The organism is Thioalkalivibrio sp. ALE17, assembly GCF_000425605.1.
GTDB lineage: Bacteria > Pseudomonadota > Gammaproteobacteria > Ectothiorhodospirales > Ectothiorhodospiraceae > Thioalkalivibrio.
This window is the reverse complement of record NZ_AUDT01000002.1, coordinates 71,668-90,346: the sequence shown is the minus strand read 5'-3', so window position 1 is coordinate 90,346 and position 18,679 is coordinate 71,668. Positions and strand designations below refer to the sequence as shown.

The window sequence follows — 18,679 nt, the reverse complement described above, 5'->3', positions numbered from 1 at the left end:
TGGATGTCAGTTGCCGGCCAGCACGCGGTTGCGGCCGGCCTGCTTGGCGGCGTACAGGGCCTCGTCGGCGGCTTGGTAGGCCGACTGCAGAGTGGTATTGGGCCCGATGCCGGCCACGCCGATGCTGGCGGTCACCTTGACCGCGCCATCGCTCTCGAGCGTGGACTGGTCGCCTGCCGTGGCGGCGGTTCGCAGCGCGCCGATGGCCAGGCGGATGCGCTCGGCGCATTCCATCGCACGGCTCAGGTCGGCACCGGGCAGGACCGCCAGGAACTCCTCGCCGCCCATGCGCACGCACAGGTCGGATTCACGGGTGGTGCTGCGCAGGGTCTGCGCGACCAGACGCAGGATGTCGTCCCCCACGCTGTGGCCGTATTCGTCGTTGATCTGCTTGAAGTGATCGAGATCGATGGCCAGCACCGACAAGGGCCGCCCCTGACGGCGGCAGTCGGCCAGCCAGCGGGCGCCTTGTTTCTCGAATGCGCGGCGGTTGCCCAGGCCGGTCAGTTCGTCGGTCTCCAGGTTCTCGTTCAGGCGCTTGAAGCGCAGGGCATTGGCAAGCGCCGGAGCGGCCAGGCCCAGCAGGGCCTCGATCAGTTGCTGTTCGTCGTCGCTGAAGCGGCGCCCGCGCATCAGGATCAGCGAGCCCATGGTTTCGCCGTTCGCGCTCATCCCGTATTCGATGCGATGGCGATCCTCGTCGCCGCCGGACCAGGTCTCGTCGCTCTCCTGCAGGATGAAGAACCAGCCGCTGTGGTGAACCTGGGCATGCAGGTGCTCCTGCAGCCGGGCGAGGACCGTGCCCAGCTCCAGGCTGGATGACAGCGACTGGACAAACGCCAGGGCGTCAAAGGGGGTGCCGGCATCGCCGGTGGTCTTGCCCTTGGCGGATACCAGTCGCAGGTTGTGGGCGTTCCCGTCGCGGTTCATGGCTGTCTCGCTCGCAAAGATCCTGGGGTCGAAGGTAATGCGAGATCCATGCCATCGATCAAAACAATCGTCGAAACAGTGACTTGTTTGTCCTTTTGGTGTGCGAAAGACGGAATTCCGTCGGATTTTTGCCGCTTCCGGCAGGTGATGGCCGCCCGGACCGGCAAGGGGCGGCAATATCCTGACGCTAGGCGCATCTCGGATTTGGGCGATCGTCGCGAGCGTTGTGGGAGATCAGTCCCAAATCCGACAGGCTTCTAGTGTCGGCCGCCGAGTCCCGGGCCATGACCGGACTACATGAGCGCGCCCTTCGCTTGCCCTACACTGCGCGACATGATTCGACTTCAAGATATCGAGCTGCGCCGTGGCCGACAGGTCCTCCTGCAGCATGCCAGTCTGACCGTGCACGCCGGCTGGCGGGTGGGCCTGACCGGTGCCAACGGCTCCGGCAAATCCAGTCTGCTGGCGGCGCTGCAGGGTGAGCTGAGCCTGGATGCCGGCGAGATCGACCGGCCAGCCGACTGGGTGGTGGCGCACCTGCCGCAGGAGGTCCCGGGGAGCGCGCGTTCAGCCGTGGACTACGTGCTGGACGGCGACGCCGAGTTGCTCGACCTGCAGGCGCGCCTGGAGCAGGTCGCCGACGGCGCCGAACAGGCGCGCCTGTATGCGGCCCTGGATGCGATCGACGGCTGGACGGCGGACGCCCGGGCGCGGCGGCTGCTCGCGGGGCTGGGCTTTGCGCCGGCCGATGCCGACCGGCCGATGAGCGACTTCTCCGGCGGCTGGCGCATGCGCCTGGGGCTGGCGCGCACGCTGATGACGCGCTCCGATCTGTTGTTGCTGGACGAGCCCACCAACCACCTCGATGTCGAGACCATCCTGTGGCTGGAGGACTGGCTGGCGCGCTACCCGGGGACGGTCATCGTGATCGCGCATGACCGGCGGTTTCTGGATTCCGTCTGTACCCATATCGCGCACATCGAGCGCGGGGGCATCGCGCTCTATGCGGGCAGCTATACCCATGCCGAGGCCAAGCGCGCGGAGGCGATCGCCCAGAGCGAGGCGGCGGCCGCGAAGGTCGCGGCCGAGCGCGCCCATCTGGAGGATTTCGTGCGCCGCTTCCGGGCCAAGGCGAGCAAGGCGCGCCAGGCCCAGAGCCGCCTGAAACGCCTGGAGCAGCTCGACGAGGTCGCCGTGATTCGGGCCGCACGGCCGATCCACCTGGAGATCCCGACCCCCGAGCGTCTGCCGGACCCGCTCCTGGCGCTGGACCATGCCGAGGTGCGCTCCGGGGACCGCACCCGCCTGCATGCGACGAGTTTACGTCTGCGGCCGGAGGACCGGATCGGTGTGCTGGGGCCCAATGGTGCCGGGAAGTCGACGCTTCTGACCCTGCTGGCCGGCGAGCTGGCGCCCACCGCCGGCGAGCGCCGGGTCGAGCCGAGCCTGAAGGTGGGCTATTTCGCCCAGCACCAGAGCGAGCAGCTGGATCTGGGCGCCTCGCCCCTCGTGCATCTGCAACGCCAGGATCCGCGCGCCGAGGAACAGCGGCTGCGCAACTTTCTCGGTGGCATGGGCTTTCCCGGGGAGAAGGCGGATGCCCCGGTTGGCCAGTGCTCGGGCGGGGAGCGCGTACGCCTGGTGCTGGCGCTGCTGATCTGGCAGGCGCCTTCCCTGCTGTTGCTGGACGAGCCCACCAACCACCTGGATCTGGATATGCGCGAGGCACTGGCCGAGGCGCTGGAGAACTATGCCGGCGGTCTGGTGGTCGTGGCGCATGATCGCGAATTGCTGGCGCGGGTGTGCGACCGTTTCTGGCGCGTCGAGGACGGCCATCTGAGAGATTTCGACGGGGACCTGGATGACTACGCCCGGGAACTGCAGGCGCGCGAGCGCGAGGCCTTTGCCGCGAGCGAACCCGGCACCGGTGAATCGGCAGCCCGCAGCGCCCCGGCCCTGTCGCAGAAGGAGCGGCGCCAGCAGGCCGCACAGGCACGGGCGGCGCTCAAGCCGCTGAAGCAGCGCGCGGACCGCGCCGAGCAGGAATGCACCCGGGTGCAGGAGCGCCTGGAGGCCCTGGAGGCGGAGATGGCCGATCCTGCCCTTTACGAGGGCGAGGCGGCGGATCGCCTGGCGCAGCTGACCCGCGAGCAGGGGGAGCTGCGTGCCCGGCTGGAGGCCGTGGAGGGCGAGTGGATGGAGGCGCTGGAGGCACTGGAGGCGGCGCAGGCCGAGCCGATGGAGTGAGAAGCGATTCAAAGACCAACCCTTGAGATCGGGTATTGCGAGGTCTATACAGGAGGGGAATGCACCGGAACGAGGAGTGACCCCATGAATGCACAGGAACTGAATCGTCGCTGTGTCGAGCTCTTTCACCACCCGGATGCAAAGCTGCATTGCTGGCACCCGCGCATGTTCTGGGAGACCCACATGCTGGAGAACCCGAAGCCGGAAGACCTGCAGGAGCCGAAGGTGGATCTGCGCGAACTGGAGGTGATGCTGGCCGAGGCCGCGCACGAGCCCTCGCAGTGCGCCGAGGAACTGGAGCAGGAGGAGCCGGGCCGGGCTACGCTGATCCGTCACATGATCGAGCGCGGCGAGATGCCGCTGCTGCACCGGCCCCACTGATCAGCGTTTTCTGAATGGCTTGGGCCCCCAACGGGGCCCGGGACTCCGGATGCGGCGTCCCGCTTGCCGACCCCGGCGGTCCCGACTGCCGGGGTCTTTTCGTTCGGGGTATCCGTCCGGACCTTCCGGGGCTACTACTGGCGGATGAAATCCGAGAAATACAGTGCGGCGATCCGCGGGGAGCCGGTGATCTCTTCGAGCAATTCGTTCAGCTCGTGCGTGGCCTGGTTGCGCAGATCCTCGCGGGCGCCGCTGCCGGTCAGGCTGTCGGGGCTGCGGCCACCGAGGATGTGGATCAGGCGGTCGCGCACGGCGGGGATGTGTTCGCGGATGGCCCGGGCATCTTCCAGATTGTGGCCCTCCAGCTGGATGGAGGCCTGCAGGTAGCGTCCGCGATCGGCGGCCTCCATGTTCACGACCACGGGTTCCAGGGTCACGTAGTGGCTGTCCAGATCGTCCACGGCAAGAGCCAGGGGGGCAAGCAACAGCAGGAGAAGCCCCGACAGGGTCGGGGGCAGGAAACGAAGGGGGCTCGAGGTCATGGTGCGTGCTCCGGGGCGGTTTGCGTGCTGGAGGCGATCCAGTCGCCGCGTCGATGCGGCTCCTGACCGAAGTATGCCACCAGGTGATCATAGATGGCGGGCAGCCGCACGCGCAGCCGCGCGGGCTCGAAGAAGAAGGACTCCACCGCGACCGCCAGGAACTCCTCCGGGGCCGTGGCCGCGTACGGGTCCAGCGGCAGAGCCGACTCGTCGACCGTGCCGGCCTCCACCGCCTCGACAGTCTCCACGAAGCGGTCGAAGGCGCGGGAGAAATCCTCGGTCCAGGCGCGTGTGGACTGTCCGCGGGGGAGCGGGGGGAAGCCGTTGACCTCGCCGTTGCCGGCGTCCAGCACATGGGTCATCTCGTGGACGACCACGGCGCCGTCGCGTTCGACGTCATTCCACGACAGGATCACCGGCCCGCGCTCCCAGGCCTCGCCGGACTGGGGCATCGCGCCCTGATGCACGATGCCCGCCTCGTCTACCCACTCGTGTTCCGGCACGAAGGTATCCGGATAGAGGATCAGCGTGCGCCAGTCCCGGTACGGCGCCAGGCCCAGCTCCAGGATCGGGAGTGCCGCGTAGGCCGCGATCACCTGGCACTGCCACGGCTCGGGTTCCGCGGCGATCCCGATGAATTCCTTCTGCGCGAGGATCTGCCCGATCAGTTCGCGCAGCCGGGAGCGTTCCTCCGGTGTGAGGCGGGCGATGAACGGCACCCGCTGGCGCAGGGCCTCCCACTCGTCGTTGTCGAGGGGGACCGCCTCTGGTTCCAGTCCGGCGAACGGTCCCAGCAGGCGGCGGAACAGGCCTCGTAGTGGGAATTGCGGTGTCGAGTTCATCGCCCGATCGTCGCATGTTTGGCCGTGTCGCGTCCGCCTGCGGCAAAGGCTTGCCGGTGGCGGTTAAGGATTGCCGCTGTGCGGCCGTTAACCCTCTCGGGAATCCGTCCCGTTGAGGAACATCCATGCATATTGCCGATTATTCCATGCAGTTCTCGAGCCAGCGCCTGGCGCTGGAGGCTACCCGGCGCGAGATGCGCCTGACGGTGCGCGAAGGGGGCGGGGCCGCGCCCCCGGCGGAGCCCCGCCAGGGCGCCGGGCTGCCTGGACTTGTGAGCCCGGGCCGGGGCGAACGGCCGGACCCGGCCTCCGTTGCGGCCCTGCGCGCGCCCTTCGTGGGCGTGGCCCCGGCGGACAGTGAGCTGACGTCTGTGGACCAGCTGCGCACCGAACTGCTCCGGCTGATCCTGGAACGTTTTACCGGGCGCGAGATCCGCGTCGTGGACCCGGCGGACCTCCGGCCCGACGCGAACGCGGATGCGAACCCGCCGGCATTCCTCGAACCGCCCGCAGCCCGGCCCCCGGGCGCCCCGCGTGCGCCGGGCGGCCTTGCCGTGGCCTGGTCGGTGGAGCAGACCCGGGTGGAGATCGAGCGCACGGCCTTCCAGGCCCAGGGGCGGGTGCAGACGGCCGACGGCAAGACCATCGAGATCGACATTGCCCTGACCATGAGTCGCGAGTTCGTCGAGCACACCCGTATTCAGGGCGGTGTCGATGGCGAACTGCATGACCCGCTGGTGATCAATTTCGATGCCCCGGCGGCGGCATTGACCGAGACCCGTTTCGAATTCGACCTGGACGCCGATGGCTCACCGCAGCAGGTGGCCTTCCTGCAGCCCGGAAGCGGTTTTCTGGCCCTCGACCGATCGGGCAGCGGGCAGGTCGATGATGGCTCCGAGCTGTTCGGGCCGCTGACCGGGGACGGCTTCGCCGAACTGCGCCGCTTCGATCACGACGGCAATGGCTGGATCGATGCGGCGGACCCGGTCTATGACCGCCTGCGCGTCTGGACCCGCGACGCCCAGGGCCGCGATCAGTTGCTGGCCCTGGGCGAGGTGGGGGTGGGGGCGATCTACCTCGGACATGTCAGTACCCCCTTTGACCTGCGCCATGGCGGTGACAACAGCCTGCTGGGCCAGGTGCAGTCGACCGGCGTCTGGGTGGCCGAGGATGGCCGCAGCGGCAGCGTGCAGCAGATCGATCTGACGGCCTGACGGAACGCGGAGGCTCGTTCCTGCGTCGAGGGTTGTATAACGGCTACTCTGTGCTTTCGTCCACTCCCCGCGAGCGACCCGGCGCATGCGATTCGAGACCCTCTTGTGTTGGCGGCGGTCGGACCGACCGCCCCTGAAGCGCCCGCTGCCCGCCACCTGCATGTCGCGGGGGGGCGGCCGCCTGTCCCTGCTCATGATCCTGGCCGTGGGACTGGCCGGCTGTGGGGGCGAGTCTTCCGAAGCGGCTGACGAGCCCGCTGGCGAGGCGGCGACCCCGATCGCGGCGGTGGAGATGCAGCCGCGGGACCTCTCGCGCGAACTGCGACTTTCCGCGCGGGTCGAGCCGCGGGCGCGGGTGCGCCTGGCGGCTCGTACGGATGGCGTGGTCAAGGCGGTCCAAGTCGAGGAAGGCGACCGCGTCGGGCAGGGCGATATCCTGGTCGAGCTGGACGTGGCCGAGGAGCGCGCGGAGCTGGCGCGTGCCGTGGCGCACGCCGAGGAGGCGCGGCTGGAGTACGCCCGCAGCGCCGAGTTGCGGGACGAGGGGATTGCCAGCCGCGCCAGCTACGAACGGGCCCGCGCCGCGCTGCGTTCGGCCGAGAGCGAGCAGGCCCTGTGGCAGGCGCGGGTCGACTACGGGGCGCTTGCTGCCGGCCGCGACGGCGTGATTACCGAGCGGATGGTGGAGCCTGGAGAGGCCGTCGCGGCGCGCGATGCGCTGCTGGAGCTGGTCGATATTACTACGCTGGTGCTGCGACCCGGGGTGTCCGAGCTGGACGTGCGCGACCTGGTCGTGGGCCAGGACGTGCCCATTCGGCTCGATGCCTTTCCTGATACTGACTACGTCGCCGAGATTCGTCGCATCTTCCCGGCGGCCTCGCCGGATTCCCAGCAGGTGACGGTGGAGATCGCGCTGCCGGCCGAGGCCGCCGACAACGGCGTGCGTCCGGGTAACCTCGCACGCATCCGCATGACCGTTGATGAGCGCCCGAACGCCCTGGCGGTGCCGGCCGCGGCGATCGGCGAGGACGATGACGCGCGCTATGTGTACGTGGTGGTGGATGAACAGCTGGAACGGCGCACGGTCGAGACCGGTGTGACCCGGGGCCCCTGGACCGAGATTACCGAGGGTCTGGAAGAAGGCGAGATCGTGCTGGCGACCAATCCGATCGACATGCGCGAGGGTCAGCGGGTGCGCATTGTCGGCTGGCGGGGCTAGGGCATGGCCGATGCGGGGGACTCCCAGCGCCCACACGGGCGGGTGACCAGCTTCTCCATCCGCCGGCCGGTCGCGATCATGGCGCTGGCCTCGGTGGTGATCGTGCTGGGCATGTTCTTTGTCGACCGCCTGCCGGTGGACCTGCTGCCGCATGTCGAGTACCCGCACATCCGGGTCACGGTGAACCACCCGGGCACCGCGCCGGAGGTCATGGAGGAGCAGGTCACACGAGTGCTGGAGCGCAATCTTGCGGCGACCGAGAACCTGACCCGGATCTACAGCCGCGCCTCCGAGGGGCGCACCAACGTCAACCTGCTGTTCGAATACGGGACCAACCTGGATCTGGCATTGCAGGATGCGGCGCGTCACCTCGAGCTGGCGCGCACCCAGTTGCCGGACGATTTCGAATCCCTGCGCCTGTACAAGTTCGACCCGTCGCAGGACCCGATCTGGGAGGCGGGCTTCTCCTCTACCGTGCGTTCCGAGACCGCGGTGCGCGACTGGGTGGAGCACGAGCTGGCCCCGCAGTTGATCGCCATCCACGGGATCTCCTCGGTGGAGGCCTCCGGCGGCCAGCAGCGCGAGCTGGAGGTGATCCTCGACCAGGAACGGGTGCGCGGCTACGGCCTGTCGATGGCCGCGATCAGCGAGACGCTGGCGGACGAGAACCGCGAGGTGGCCGGTGGCTGGGTGACCTCCGACACCTTTGACGTGATGGCCAAGACCGAGGGCCTGTTCACTTCCGAGGCGGATGTGCGCAACGTGCTGATCCCGCTGCCGGGGCCGCAGTCGGCGCATGTGCGCCTGGGCGAGCTGGCCGAGGTGCGCGACGGCCACCGCGAGCAGCGCCTGTTCATCCGCCTGGATGGCACGCCGGCCGCGCGCGTGTCGGTGTTCAAGCTGCCGGAGGCCAATACCGTCGAGTCGGTGGATGCCGTGCGCGGGACGCTCCAGCGGCTGGAGCGCTCCGGGTTTATCCCCGAGGACATCCAGTGGGAGGTGGTCAGCGACTCGGCCCCGTTTATCCGTGGCGCGGTGTCCTCCGTGGGCACTGCCGCAGTCCTCGGTGGCGTGCTGGCGATGCTGGCGGTGTTCCTGTTCCTCGGCAGTCTGCGCAAAAGCTTCATCATCGGGCTGTCGATCCCGATCGCGCTGATGGCGACCTTCGCGATGATGGGGCTGGGCGGATTGACCCTGAACATCATCAGCCTGGGCGGGCTCGCGCTGGGCGTGGGGCTGCTGCTCGACAACGCGATCGTGATGCTGGAGAACATCTACCGCCATCGTGACAAGCTCGGGAAATCGCCGGAGCAGGCCGCCCACGACGGGGCGGGCGAGGTCGTCTCGGCGGTCACCGCCGGCACGCTGACCAATCTCGCGGCAGTACTCCCGTTCCTGCTGATTACGGGCATCGGGGCGCTGATCTTCCGCGAGCTGATTCTGACGCTGTCGTTCGCGATCATCGCCACACTGGCCGCAGCGATCACGCTGGTGCCGATGCTGGCGGCCCTGCTCGCGCGCATCCGCTGGGAGAGCGGGCTGGACCGGACCTGGCTGCTGCGCGGCTTCGACCGCGGGGTGCAGGGCCTGCGCCGACGTTACCGGCGTCTGCTGCCGAAGGTGCTGCGCGCGCGCTGGGTGGTGCTGGGCGCCGCCGGGGTCCTGCTGGTCGGCGCCATCCAGGTGGGCGGCGAGCTGGGTACCGAGTTCCTGCCGCAGGTGGACGATGGTCAGGTCAGCGTGCGCATGGTCCTGCCGCCGGGTACACCGCCGCACGAGACCGATGCCGCCGCCCGCGACATCGAGGCCGCACTCGAGGAGCTGCCGCATGTCGAGAGCGTGTTCGCCATGGTCGGCGGGCATCTGGGGGGTGGCGTGGTCAACGAGCGCCCGGGGACGTCCAATCTCACGGTGCAGCTCACCCCGGCCGGACAGCGTGAAATGACCGCCGGGCAATGGGTGGCCGAGGCACAGGCGGCGATGGACGAACTGGACCTGCCCGGGGCGCGGATTACCGTGCGCCCGCCGCGTATCGACGGGTTGCAGTTCAGCGTGACTGGCGACGACCTGTCGATCGGCGTGGTGGGGGCGGATCTGACCGAGATGCGTACCATCGCCCGAGAGATCGCGGGGCGCCTGGAGGGCATCCCGGGCCTTGAGGGCGTCGAGGTCGGGCGCGAGGACCAGAGCCCGATTCTGCGCGTACACGTGGATCGCGAGCGCGCGGCCGCGCTGGGCCTGCAGGTGGGCACGGTCGGTCAGACGATCCGCGATGCGGTGGAGGGTGCGGTACCGACCCAGTATGTACGCGATGACCGCGAATACGACTTGCGCGTCCGCCTGCCGCGCGAGGATGTACAGGACACGGCCACACTGGGACGGATGATCCTGTTCCGTGATAACGGCGATCCCGTACGGCTCGCCGACGTGGCCGAGTTCGAGATCGGCGAGGGGCCCGCCCATATCGAGCGCGAGAACCAGAGCCGGGTGGTGCGGGTGAACGGCGATATCAATACCGAGGTCAGCGACGTCGGTTCGGTGATGGCCGAGGTCGAACAGCGTCTGGCCGAGGTGGAGGTACCCGAGCACTACAGCCTGCTGATCGGGGGCGAGTGGGAGACCATCCAGGAGACGCAGCGCGAGATGGCCACCGTCGTTGCGCTGGCGATCTTCCTGGTCCTGGTGGTGCTGGCGGTTCAATACGAGCGCCTGGCCAATCCGCTGGTGATCGTGGCGGCGGCCCCGCTGTCGCTGATTGGCGTGGTCGCGATCCTGTGGGCCACGAACACGCCGGTCTCCGCGCCGGTGATGATCGGCGCGATCCTGCTGATCGGGGTGGTGGTGAACAACGCGATCCTGCTCGTCGAGTACATCGAACAGGGCCGTCGACGACGCGGCCTGAGCCCGGCGCGCGCGGTGGTGGAGGCGGGTGCACTGCGCCTGCGTCCGATCCTGATGACCACCCTGACCACGGTGCTCGGCATGTTGCCGCTGGCCATCGGCCTCGGTGAGGGTGCGGAGATCATGCGCCCGCTGGCGCTGACCGTGGTCGGCGGCCTGATCGCCGGGATGATCCTGACGCTGCTGGTGGTGCCCTGCCTGTACCTGGTGGTGAACCGCGCCGCGGAGCGCGTAAAGGGAACGCTGGCGACCCGGTCACGCGAGCCCTCGGATATGGGGGCGATCAGTTAGGATGCCCGGCATCCGGAACATCACGAATGACGAGGAGAACGGGATGAGACGCGTAATCGGAAGTGGCGTAGTGCTGTTGGCGATGCTGGCGGGAGGGGTACCCGCGCAGGCCGACGAACTGCATACGGTCGAGCAGCTGAGTCAGGCGCCGGCGGAGCTCGAGGGCGAAGAAGTGCGCCTGGAGGGCATCGTCGGGCGGGTGAACGAGGACATCATGGGCCGTAACTTCATCCACTTCGTGGACGGCACGGGAAGCGAGGGGGACTACATCACCATCACCTCCACCGAACTGCCCGAGGTGGGGGATCGCGTCTCGGTCACCGGGACGCTGATCCTGGATCGTGACTTCGGGGCCGGCTACACCTATCCCGTGATCATCGAAGGAGCCCGCTTCAGCGAACGCTGAAGCGGGTAATGCAGGGAAGCATGATGAAAAATTTGCTCGGTTTGTTGGCGGCTTGCGGGCTGGGCGTTGCGTTGATGGTGTTGAGCGGGTGTGCCTCGAAGCCGCCGGGCCATTCACTCGCAGAGACCATCAACGACTACCGCGAGGCCCGCGGTCTGACGGCGATCCCGTGGTCGCCGGCATTGGCCGAGGTGGCGGAGGTGCATCTGGCGGACGTCGAGGCGCACGACCCGGCGGCCCGCCAGTGCTCGCTGCACAGCTGGTCAGACGACGGCCCCTGGACCCCAAGGGAAACACTGATCAATGTACACCCTCGCGTTGGTACCCCAGGTTTTCCGAGACAAGGCGCGTCGCGCAGCGGGTAGTGGTCCTACCCGCAAGCGACGCAACGCAGGATCGGGGAACCTGGAGTGCCAACCCCGAAGGGGCTCGGCCGCTTTTGCGCGCGCACGGCGTTGCGGCTCCCTTGTGCAGAATGACTGCACGGCAGTCACCGCGCCTTGTTCGCACGCAAAAGCGACTCGAGCGCGAGGGTGTACATTGATCAGTGTTTCCCTTGCTGCTACCGGGCGGGCGATCCGGCCTCCGCGCAGTGCATGCGTGACAAGCCGCGCGAGCTGATCGGTGATGGGTATCCGCACTCCGGGTTCGAGATCGTTGCGTGGCGTAGCGAGGCCATGACCGAGGCGACCGCGCTGGAGATCTGGCGCCGGAGCCCGGCGCACTATGCCGTGCTGGCCAACGAGGGCGTCTGGGCCTCCCGGGAATGGCAGGCGCTGGGCGCGGCGTTGTCCGACGAGCATGCAGTCGTCTGGTTTGGTCTGGAGCCGGATCCGGCGACGGAATAATCGTCAGTCGCCCAGGTGGCGCTTGAGCCACTCGAGGCGCTCCTCTGGCCAGTCCGCGGCCGTGACCGCATGCCAGGCGTCGATGTAGTGCTCGGTGGCGTAGACATGGCCGTAGCCGCGCGGGGCAGCATCGCCGATGGTAACGTCCACCGCCAGTTGCAGCATGGTGACCACCGGGTACCAGGTCAGGTCGGGCGAGACATCCGGGCCGCGTGGTGACTGCATCCACTCGGGCTTGCGGTACAGCGCCTGGGGCTCGAAGAAGGTGACCGGGTCACTGGCGTACTGCAGGTAGACGATGCGCATCGGGCCCCATTCGGCGCCGGGGATATCCAGGTGGTTCTCCTGGTTGGTGAAGCGCACCACCGAGCTGTCGCGAAAGCGCGGCAGCCAGGCCGGGGAGTCCGGCTGGCGCTGGCGCGTGATGTCGCGCCAGGTCTCGCTACGAAACGGCGGGCCGGCCCACAGCGCGCCGGAGAACGGATCGCCGATCACGTCGTACAGATCCGCGGCGCGCTCGGAGTTCAACGCGCCCAGACTCAGGCCGTAGAGGTACAGCTCCGGGCGGGCGTCCGCCGGCAGCTGCTTCCAGTAGCCGTAGATCTCCGCGAACACCGCCTGGGCCGTCTCGTGGCCGTACTGCGACTCGGCCATCAGCGACAGCCAGCTGGGCAGGTAGGAGTACTGCACGGCCACGGTCGCTACATCGCCGCCGTGCAGATACTCGACCGGCTGGATCGCGCGGTTGTCCACCCAGCCGCGCCCGGTGGGGGTGGCCAGCACCAGCACCGAACGGTCGAAGGCATTGACCCGCAGCATCTCCTGCAGGGCCAGTCGTGCGCGTTCCTCGATGGTCTCGGCGGCATTCAGGCCTACGTAGACGCGGATCGGGTCCAGGGCCTCGCCCGCGGCGAAATCGCGGATCGTGCCGGCATCCGGAGCCTGTCCGACGAAGCGCTGTCCCTGGCGCCCGAGCCCTTGCTCCCAGCTGACCAGCGAGGCCGGGCTGCCCGTACGGAACGTCGCCGTCGGTTGTTCGACCCCCGGGTATTCGCGCACGTCGAACTGCTGGAAGCTGCGGTCCGCGGTGCGCAGGCCGTATTCCAGAATTACCCCGTCAATGACCGCCCAGAACACCCCGGCGGCGACCAGCACACCGATCACGTTCGACAGCCGGCGCGGGATGAAACGGCGCAGATGGCGGGCGAGAAACCGTACCAGCAGCTGAAACAGCCGTCCGACCGCCAGGGTGGCGGCGAACACCGCCGCCGCGATCAGCCCGAGCCGGATCGGGAAGCCGCCGTCTACCGGCTCTTGCTCCATCAGGGCGCGGATGCTGTTCTGCCACTCGGTGGCCTGCCACAGGAAGATCAGCACGATCAGCACGGCGCCGCCCCCGGCGATGACCACCAGGGTGTTGTGCGTGCGCTCGCCGAATTCCGGCAGCTCCAGATAGGACCACAGCCAGTGGAAGAACACGCCCAGCCCGTAGCCGGCCGCCAGCGACAGTCCGGACAGGATGCCCTGCACGTCGTCGGTACGCGGGATCAGGCTGGGGGTCAGCGACGCGGCAAAGAACAGCGTGGCCAGGATCAGCCCCGGGATCGACAGGGTCCCGAGGATACGGGTGGCCCAGCCGGGCCAGATGAAGCGCCGCAGGCGGGTTTGCAGGCGGGCGACGATGGACATCGCGTGAGCACTTCCTTGATGAACAGAAGGGCTTATCCTGTTCGCCCGCTCGGGCGGGTTCAAGTCTCCACCGTGAGCGCCAGTCTGCTTTGGAACCTATTGGGCGTTGTCGCCCGGGCTGCCAGCGTCGGCGTGGCGAAAGCGGAAGCAGCCCTCGACCATGCGCAGGGCCACGCCGAACAGCGCGACCTGCAGCAGGAGCCCGCCGGTGGCGGCGCCCAGTGCGAGGCCGGTGGCCAGCCCCAGGGCCATCAGCAGCATCAGCAGGGTGGCGGCGAGGCGGCTGCGCAGCCAGCCGCCGACCAGCGCCAGCAATGCCACGAGTGTGCCTTCGAGCATCGTGGGCATGTGCTGCACCAGCACGCCCAGCATCACCACGATGACCCCGGCGAAGACCAGGACCCAGCCGGCCACCCGCGCCAGGCGGCGGGCCTGCTCGGTGTCATGGATGGATTGCAGCAGCAGGAGCAGGTCGGCGCCGGCCCCGGCCCAGTGGCGCGATCGCGATTCGTTCATGTGACCACGGTACTACAGCGCCATGACGCCCGGGTGACAGGATTAGCGCGCGGTTATCGCCGGGTCAGTATGGACTCGAGATCGAAGGCCTCGGTCGCGGTTGCCCCGGACTCGGCCTGTTGCATCGAGCCATGGTCCGACCAGTGCAGCAGGCTGAGGTGGCCTGAGCGATCTTCCACCAGGGCCGTGCAGTGCTCGACCCAGTCACCGTCGTTGCAGTAGAGGATGTCGCCGAACGCCTGGACGTTCGGCTTGTGGATATGGCCGCAGATGCAGCCATCGAAGCCGCCCTTGCGCGCGGCGGTGACGGCGGCATGCTCGAAACGCTGGATGTATTCCCGCGCCGCCCCGCTCACGCGGGTCTTGAGCCAGGCCGACAGAGACCAGTACGGATGCCCGAGGCGGCGTCGGATGGTGTTCAGGTAGCGGCTGCCGCGCAGCAGCAGGTTGTAGCCAAGATCGCCCAGGGCGTGTACCAGGCGACTGTGGCGTACGAGCCCGTCGAACTCGTCGCCATGGGTTACGCGGAAGCGCCGGCCATCGGCGGTCCAGTGCACCAGTTCGCGTTCGATGCGCACGCCGCGGATCTCCGAACCGACAAAGCCGCGCACCAGTTCGTCGTGGTTGCCGGGGATGTAGATGACCTCGACCCCGTGCAGGGCCAGCGACAGGACCTGCTCGACCACCGCCGCCTGGGTCGCGTCCCAGAAGATGCGCCGGCGCATGGCCCAGATGTCGAATACATCGCCGACCAGTACCAGGCGATCGCAATTGACCTGGCGCAGCAGGTCCAGCAGGTAGTCCGCGCGGCACTCCCGGGTGCCCAGGTGCAGGTCGGACAGGAACAGGCTGCGGCAATCCAGGGTGGCCATCGCGGGCTCCCGCTCGGGGTTTTGCCGAGCATCGCGCATCCGGGTGACGCCACCATGGCGTTGCAGTGACGATTGCGTGATGACGGTGGCGGGTGGCTAGGGCCAGAGAACCAGCAGCCAGATCAGGGTGGCGTTGGCAAAGCCCAGCAGCACGGCGGCCGATCCCATGTCCAAGGGAGACGCTGATTTAATCGCACGTCCGCGTTGGTGCCCCCTGTTTCCCGAGACAAGGCGTGTCGTGCAGCGGGTAGTGGTTCTACCCGCCCGTTTTTGATGGATTCGGGGCGCAACGCAGGATCGGGGAACAGGGGGCACCAACCCCACAAGCCATTGAAAGCAGGGGCTCGGCCGCTTTTGCGCGCGCACAGCGTTACGGTTCCCTTGTGCAGAGTGACTGCACGGCAGTCACCGCGCCTTGTTCGCATGCAAAAGCGACTCGAGCGCGGACGTGCGATTCAATCAGCGTCTCCCTTGGCACGCGCGGCCAGCTTGTGGCGTTCCGGCCCGAACCGATCCACGGTGGCCTCGATGCCCGAGTTCAGTACCTCGATGATCAGGATCAGGAACAGGCTGCCGAGCAGCAACGCGCGTTCCACTCCGGTATTGCCGACCACCAGTGAGAGTGGCGCCAGGATGACCACCAGGATCAGTTCCTGACGAAAGGCCTCCTCGTGGCGAAAGGTGGCGCGCAGGCCTTTCCAGGAGTACCCAAAGGCCCGCAGGATGCGGGTGATGCCGGTGGCGCCGCCGTTGGCCATGGTCGCTTGGTCCGCTGGAGTGGGAAGGGCCGTCAGCGAGGACCGTCGGCCGCGGTATGCGGGGTGCCGAGCGCGTCGTTCGGGCTCAGCAGATCCTGATACACGGTCAGCAATTGTTCGGCCATACGCCGCTCGCTCCATTCCCGCGCCCATGCGGCGTGGGCTGCGCGCATGGTGCGCTGGCGTTCGGGATCATCGAGGACGCGGGCCACCCGCTCGGCAAACACCGCGGGCTCCTCGGGAGCGACTTCGGCACCGGATGCGTCGGTGAGGATGTCGCGCGTGCCCAGGCGCGCCGTGGAGACCACGGGCAGCCCGCAGGCCATGGCCTCCAGCAGGACCAGACCCTGCGTCTCGGTTGCGGAGGCAAACACGAATGCATGCCCGGCGCGGTAGCAGTCGACGAGCGATGTCTCGCGGTCCAGATACCCGCACCAGTGCAGGTTGTCCTCCAGGCCCATCTGCGCGGCCTGGCGCTGCAGGGCAGCCCGGGCCGGTCCCTCGCCCGCGATCAGCAGCAGGACGCCGGGCGACGCTCGCGCAGGTGCTGGAGCATCTGCAGCAGAAAGCCGATGTTTTTTTCGAAGGCGATGCGCGACACATGTACCAGCATCTCGCGGCCGGGTGCGATGCCCCGCTCCGCCCGGAACAGGTGGCCGTCGCCTCCGGTCCAGGCCTGTGGGTCGATCCCGGTGGGCAGGCGCACGATGGGCGTCTTGATCCCGTACTCCAGCAGGGCCTGGTGCAACGCGGTCGACGGGGCGATCACCCGGTCGACCGCGTTGCACTGCGCGCGCGAGATGCGCCGCGCCAGCCCCCGCAGCCACTTGGCGGGCAGCCACGGCAGGTAATGCTGCAGATACTCTTCGAAGAAGGTGTGGTAGGTCTCGATGACCGGGACCTGCCAGTCGCGCGCCAGCTTGAGCCCGGCGTAGTGCGCCACGAAGGGGGTGTGGACATGGATCACGTCGGCCCGTTCGATCCCGGCTTCCCGCAGGGAGCGGCGGATGAGGCGAGGCTTCAGGATGCGGTCCTCCGGATCCACTACCAGGTAGCGCGACGGGATGCGGATCAGGTCCGGGTCCTGCGGGTCGGGGCCGGGGTGCGCGCCCAGTCCGGGGTAGGCCGGCACCACCAGCGTGACGCGATGGCCCAGTTGTCGGAGCTGTGCGCGGAAACTGGCCAGCGAAGTGGAGACCCCGTTGATCCGGGGGAAGTACACGTCGCTCAGCATCAGAATGTGCACGGCTGCACCTTGGGACGAGACTCAGGTCCTGTAGTGTGGACCGGGGGTGTGACCAGGTGATGACGACATTGCGACGGAATTGTTGCGCGCGCAGACCGCCGGTTCGGGTTTCGGGCCGTACCGCGTACCCCCGCCCGATGCGCCTTATTCGGTCGTAGAGGGCTCGGACGATCGCCCCTGTTGCAGCTCGCGCAGGCGTTCGGTGATGCCGGGGTGGTCGAATTCACGCGCGCCGATGGCGCGATAGGCGATGCGGCCCTCGGGGTCGATCACGAAGGTGGTGGGGATGCCGCGCACCGGCCAGGTATCGATCGCGCTGGCCGCGCGGTCCAGCAGCAGGGGAAAATCCACCGGGTAGTCGGCGGTGAAGAAAAAGATGCGATCGGCGTCCTCGCCGACGTTTACCCCGAGTACCACCAGCCCGTCGGGGCCCAGTCCCTCCCATAGTCGCTGCAGGGAGGGCAGTTCGTCCCGGCACGGCGGGCACCAGGTCGCCCAGAAGTTCACGACCACGACGTGGCCGCGGTAGTCGCGCAGGTCGTGTGCATGACCGTCGAGGTCCTCCAGTGTCAGGGGAGGAGCGTCCGGGCGTGGCTCGATCGCGGTGAGGGACTCGGTCGCGGCCGGGGCGGTCATGGCGGCCAGGATTAACAGGATCAGGAGGGTCGCGAGCTTTGGCATGGCGATCATCCTCCCGCCTCGCCGGCGCAGCGCAGGTCGGGCAGCCGCGCCTCGTGGAGCTCCCCGGCCGCGCGCCAGCGCAGGGTCAGATCAAAGGGCGTGCCCGGCGGATGGTCGAACAGGATCATGCCCATCAGCCAGTCGCCGGGTTCGAAACGGTGTTCGCCGGGGAACAGGGCCCAGCGAAAGGCGATGCGGGCGGCTTCGGGGGCCTGCCGTCGGTCCCAGGTTGCCTCCCAGTCCCAGTTCGGGCGCGGGCGGATGAGCCCCTCCGGCCCCTGGCTGCTCCAGTCGTGGAGATTGACCTCGATAGGGGTGTGTGGGCGGTTGTTGCGCAGGATCGCCTGGAAGACGCAGTGCGCCGCAATGAGATCGGCATGTTCGGTCTCGAAGCCGCGTCCCAGGAAGAACGCGCGGGTCTGATCGGGCAGCAGCTGCGCAAGCTCCAGCGAGACGCCATCGCCCTGCCACGTCCAGGTGATCAGGCCGCTGGTGGCGTCCGTGCGAGCCTGCAGGGTTTCCGTGGCGCTGGCCGACGCCATGGGCGTGGCCAGCGCCAGCAGGGCCAGGACGCAGATCATGGTCTCACGGGCAAGCGATCCATTGGGGCCGGGCCGCCTACGGTCCGCCGAGGACATGATCGAGCAGCGCCTCGAAGGCCGGTTCGGCGTTCTTCGCCGCGCGCTCCAGGCTCGGATGCGGCTGCAGGGTGGTCATGAACTTCGGGTGCAGCATGGACAGTTTTGTGTTGCCGTTCTCTTCGTACAGACCGATATGGCCGCAGGGCATCATCGCGCCGACGTGCAGGCCGGCATCCAGGATGTCGGGCCCCAGCGGCAGGTAGCAGACCTTCAGGGCGGTGATGTCGCCACCGGCCAGGCCGAACTCGGCCAGGAAGATCCAGTCCTCCTCGTTCTCCGCATACTCGCGAATGGCCCGGGCCAGGTCCTCGCGGGACTGTTCGCAGTCGCGGATGATGAAATGATCGTCGGGCTCGGACGCCGCCAACGGGGCGGCCAGGCCCAGCGCAAGGGCGGCGGTGATGGCCAGTGCCAGGGTCGTGATCGGGTGTTGTGCGCTCATGGCAATGCCTCCT

At 68.2% G+C, this 18,679-nt stretch carries 19 protein-coding genes and 1 pseudogene; 8 read left to right on the top strand and 12 right to left on the bottom strand.

The genetic code is table 11. The features are described from left to right. Positions 1-6: 6 nt before the first annotated feature. The gene (locus H609_RS0102095; protein WP_018876903.1) at positions 7-930 is read right to left on the bottom strand and encodes a GGDEF domain-containing protein; all 924 of its coding nucleotides are present in this window, start codon (positions 928-930) and stop codon (positions 7-9) included. A 333-nt stretch (positions 931-1,263) separates the two neighbouring features. On the opposite strand from H609_RS0102095, the gene H609_RS0102090 reads away from it, so the two are divergent. Next, positions 1,264-3,177, top strand: coding sequence for an ABC-F family ATP-binding cassette domain-containing protein (locus H609_RS0102090; RefSeq protein ID WP_028484198.1), 1,914 nt, complete (start codon positions 1,264-1,266; stop codon positions 3,175-3,177). Between the two features lie 84 nt (positions 3,178-3,261). After that, entirely contained in the window at positions 3,262-3,558 is a 297-nt protein-coding gene (locus H609_RS0102085; protein ID WP_028484197.1) for a hypothetical protein, read from the top strand. Between the two features lie 134 nt (positions 3,559-3,692). On the opposite strand, the gene fliL is transcribed toward H609_RS0102085, so the two are convergent. After that, positions 3,693-4,100, bottom strand: a complete 408-nt coding sequence (fliL, locus tag H609_RS0102080; RefSeq protein ID WP_018878471.1) for a flagellar basal body-associated protein FliL — start codon at positions 4,098-4,100, stop codon at positions 3,693-3,695. Continuing rightward, a complete protein-coding gene (locus H609_RS0102075) occupies positions 4,097-4,942 on the bottom strand; it encodes a zinc-dependent peptidase (RefSeq protein WP_028484196.1) in 846 nt (281 codons plus the stop codon). Before H609_RS0102075 ends, fliL begins: the two co-directional genes overlap by 4 nt. A gap of 125 nt (positions 4,943-5,067) precedes the next feature. Between H609_RS0102075 and H609_RS0102070 the strand changes: the two genes are divergently transcribed. The 6 genes from H609_RS0102070 (at position 5,068) to H609_RS13285 (ending at position 11,821) form a co-directional block, all read left to right on the top strand. Further along, positions 5,068-6,156 carry a hypothetical protein gene (locus H609_RS0102070; protein ID WP_028484195.1) on the top strand — a complete coding sequence of 363 codons (1,089 nt, stop codon included), beginning with the start codon at positions 5,068-5,070 and terminating at the stop codon, positions 6,154-6,156. Positions 6,157-6,316: 160 nt separating this feature from the next. Continuing rightward, positions 6,317-7,375, top strand: coding sequence for an efflux RND transporter periplasmic adaptor subunit (locus H609_RS0102065; RefSeq protein ID WP_028484194.1), 1,059 nt, complete (start codon positions 6,317-6,319; stop codon positions 7,373-7,375). A gap of 3 nt (positions 7,376-7,378) precedes the next feature. Continuing rightward, on the top strand, positions 7,379-10,567 hold the full coding sequence (locus H609_RS0102060) for an efflux RND transporter permease subunit (protein ID WP_028484193.1): 3,189 nt from the start codon (positions 7,379-7,381) through the stop codon (positions 10,565-10,567). Between the two features lie 43 nt (positions 10,568-10,610). After that, positions 10,611-10,973, top strand: a complete 363-nt coding sequence (locus H609_RS0102055) for a hypothetical protein (protein WP_028484192.1) — start codon at positions 10,611-10,613, stop codon at positions 10,971-10,973. 8 nt (positions 10,974-10,981) lie between these two features. Next, on the top strand, positions 10,982-11,338 hold the full coding sequence (locus tag H609_RS13290) for a CAP domain-containing protein (protein WP_231369949.1): 357 nt from the start codon (positions 10,982-10,984) through the stop codon (positions 11,336-11,338). Between the two features lie 231 nt (positions 11,339-11,569). Beyond that, positions 11,570-11,821: a hypothetical protein gene (locus tag H609_RS13285; RefSeq protein WP_231369948.1), complete on the top strand. Its 252-nt coding sequence runs from the start codon at positions 11,570-11,572 to the stop codon at positions 11,819-11,821. Between the two features lie 3 nt (positions 11,822-11,824). On the opposite strand, the gene H609_RS0102045 is transcribed toward H609_RS13285, so the two are convergent. From H609_RS0102045 to H609_RS0102010, 9 genes and pseudogenes are all read right to left on the bottom strand, one after another. Next, positions 11,825-13,510: an alpha/beta-hydrolase family protein gene (locus H609_RS0102045; RefSeq protein WP_028484191.1), complete on the bottom strand. Its 1,686-nt coding sequence runs from the start codon at positions 13,508-13,510 to the stop codon at positions 11,825-11,827. A gap of 96 nt (positions 13,511-13,606) precedes the next feature. Continuing rightward, on the bottom strand, positions 13,607-14,026 hold the full coding sequence (locus H609_RS0102040) for a hypothetical protein (RefSeq protein WP_018877119.1): 420 nt from the start codon (positions 14,024-14,026) through the stop codon (positions 13,607-13,609). A 53-nt stretch (positions 14,027-14,079) separates the two neighbouring features. Next, positions 14,080-14,898: a UDP-2,3-diacylglucosamine diphosphatase gene (locus tag H609_RS0102035; protein WP_018878462.1), complete on the bottom strand. Its 819-nt coding sequence runs from the start codon at positions 14,896-14,898 to the stop codon at positions 14,080-14,082. 455 nt (positions 14,899-15,353) lie between these two features. Further along, entirely contained in the window at positions 15,354-15,656 is a 303-nt protein-coding gene (locus H609_RS0102030; protein ID WP_018881602.1) for a diacylglycerol kinase, read from the bottom strand. 32 nt (positions 15,657-15,688) lie between these two features. Beyond that, positions 15,689-16,483, bottom strand: a complete 795-nt coding sequence (locus tag H609_RS13280; protein WP_369773630.1) for a glycosyltransferase — start codon at positions 16,481-16,483, stop codon at positions 15,689-15,691. After that, positions 16,393-16,890, bottom strand: a pseudogene (locus tag H609_RS14350) (glycosyltransferase); the annotation flags it as partial. The gene H609_RS13280 and the pseudogene H609_RS14350, both read right to left, overlap by 91 nt. 156 nt (positions 16,891-17,046) lie before the next feature. Continuing rightward, a complete protein-coding gene (locus tag H609_RS0102020; protein ID WP_028484190.1) occupies positions 17,047-17,592 on the bottom strand; it encodes a TlpA disulfide reductase family protein in 546 nt (181 codons plus the stop codon). Beyond that, on the bottom strand, positions 17,589-18,164 hold the full coding sequence (locus tag H609_RS0102015; protein ID WP_028484189.1) for a hypothetical protein: 576 nt from the start codon (positions 18,162-18,164) through the stop codon (positions 17,589-17,591). Before H609_RS0102015 ends, H609_RS0102020 begins: the two co-directional genes overlap by 4 nt. Before the next feature lie 37 nt (positions 18,165-18,201). After that, entirely contained in the window at positions 18,202-18,666 is a 465-nt protein-coding gene (locus H609_RS0102010) for a DUF302 domain-containing protein (RefSeq protein ID WP_018882857.1), read from the bottom strand. Positions 18,667-18,679: the final 13 nt, after the last annotated feature.

Bases quoted from the DNA above. Each gene is read 5' to 3' on its own strand.
- H609_RS0102095 (WP_018876903.1), bottom strand. From the start codon at position 930: ATGAACCGCGACGGGAACGCCCACAACCTGCGACTGGTATCCGCCAAG.
- H609_RS0102090 (WP_028484198.1), top strand. From the start codon at position 1,264: ATGATTCGACTTCAAGATATCGAGCTGCGCCGTGGCCGACAGGTCCTC.
- H609_RS0102085 (WP_028484197.1), top strand. From the start codon at position 3,262: ATGAATGCACAGGAACTGAATCGTCGCTGTGTCGAGCTCTTTCACCAC.
- fliL (WP_018878471.1), bottom strand. From the start codon at position 4,100: ATGACCTCGAGCCCCCTTCGTTTCCTGCCCCCGACCCTGTCGGGGCTT.
- H609_RS0102075 (WP_028484196.1), bottom strand. From the start codon at position 4,942: ATGAACTCGACACCGCAATTCCCACTACGAGGCCTGTTCCGCCGCCTG.
- H609_RS0102070 (WP_028484195.1), top strand. From the start codon at position 5,068: ATGCATATTGCCGATTATTCCATGCAGTTCTCGAGCCAGCGCCTGGCG.
- H609_RS0102065 (WP_028484194.1), top strand. From the start codon at position 6,317: ATGTCGCGGGGGGGCGGCCGCCTGTCCCTGCTCATGATCCTGGCCGTG.
- H609_RS0102060 (WP_028484193.1), top strand. From the start codon at position 7,379: ATGGCCGATGCGGGGGACTCCCAGCGCCCACACGGGCGGGTGACCAGC.
- H609_RS0102055 (WP_028484192.1), top strand. From the start codon at position 10,611: ATGAGACGCGTAATCGGAAGTGGCGTAGTGCTGTTGGCGATGCTGGCG.
- H609_RS13290 (WP_231369949.1), top strand. From the start codon at position 10,982: ATGCAGGGAAGCATGATGAAAAATTTGCTCGGTTTGTTGGCGGCTTGC.
- H609_RS13285 (WP_231369948.1), top strand. From the start codon at position 11,570: ATGCGTGACAAGCCGCGCGAGCTGATCGGTGATGGGTATCCGCACTCC.
- H609_RS0102045 (WP_028484191.1), bottom strand. From the start codon at position 13,510: ATGTCCATCGTCGCCCGCCTGCAAACCCGCCTGCGGCGCTTCATCTGG.
- H609_RS0102040 (WP_018877119.1), bottom strand. From the start codon at position 14,026: ATGAACGAATCGCGATCGCGCCACTGGGCCGGGGCCGGCGCCGACCTG.
- H609_RS0102035 (WP_018878462.1), bottom strand. From the start codon at position 14,898: ATGGCCACCCTGGATTGCCGCAGCCTGTTCCTGTCCGACCTGCACCTG.
- H609_RS0102030 (WP_018881602.1), bottom strand. From the start codon at position 15,656: ATGGCCAACGGCGGCGCCACCGGCATCACCCGCATCCTGCGGGCCTTT.
- H609_RS0102020 (WP_028484190.1), bottom strand. From the start codon at position 17,592: ATGATCGCCATGCCAAAGCTCGCGACCCTCCTGATCCTGTTAATCCTG.
- H609_RS0102015 (WP_028484189.1), bottom strand. From the start codon at position 18,164: ATGATCTGCGTCCTGGCCCTGCTGGCGCTGGCCACGCCCATGGCGTCG.
- H609_RS0102010 (WP_018882857.1), bottom strand. From the start codon at position 18,666: ATGAGCGCACAACACCCGATCACGACCCTGGCACTGGCCATCACCGCC.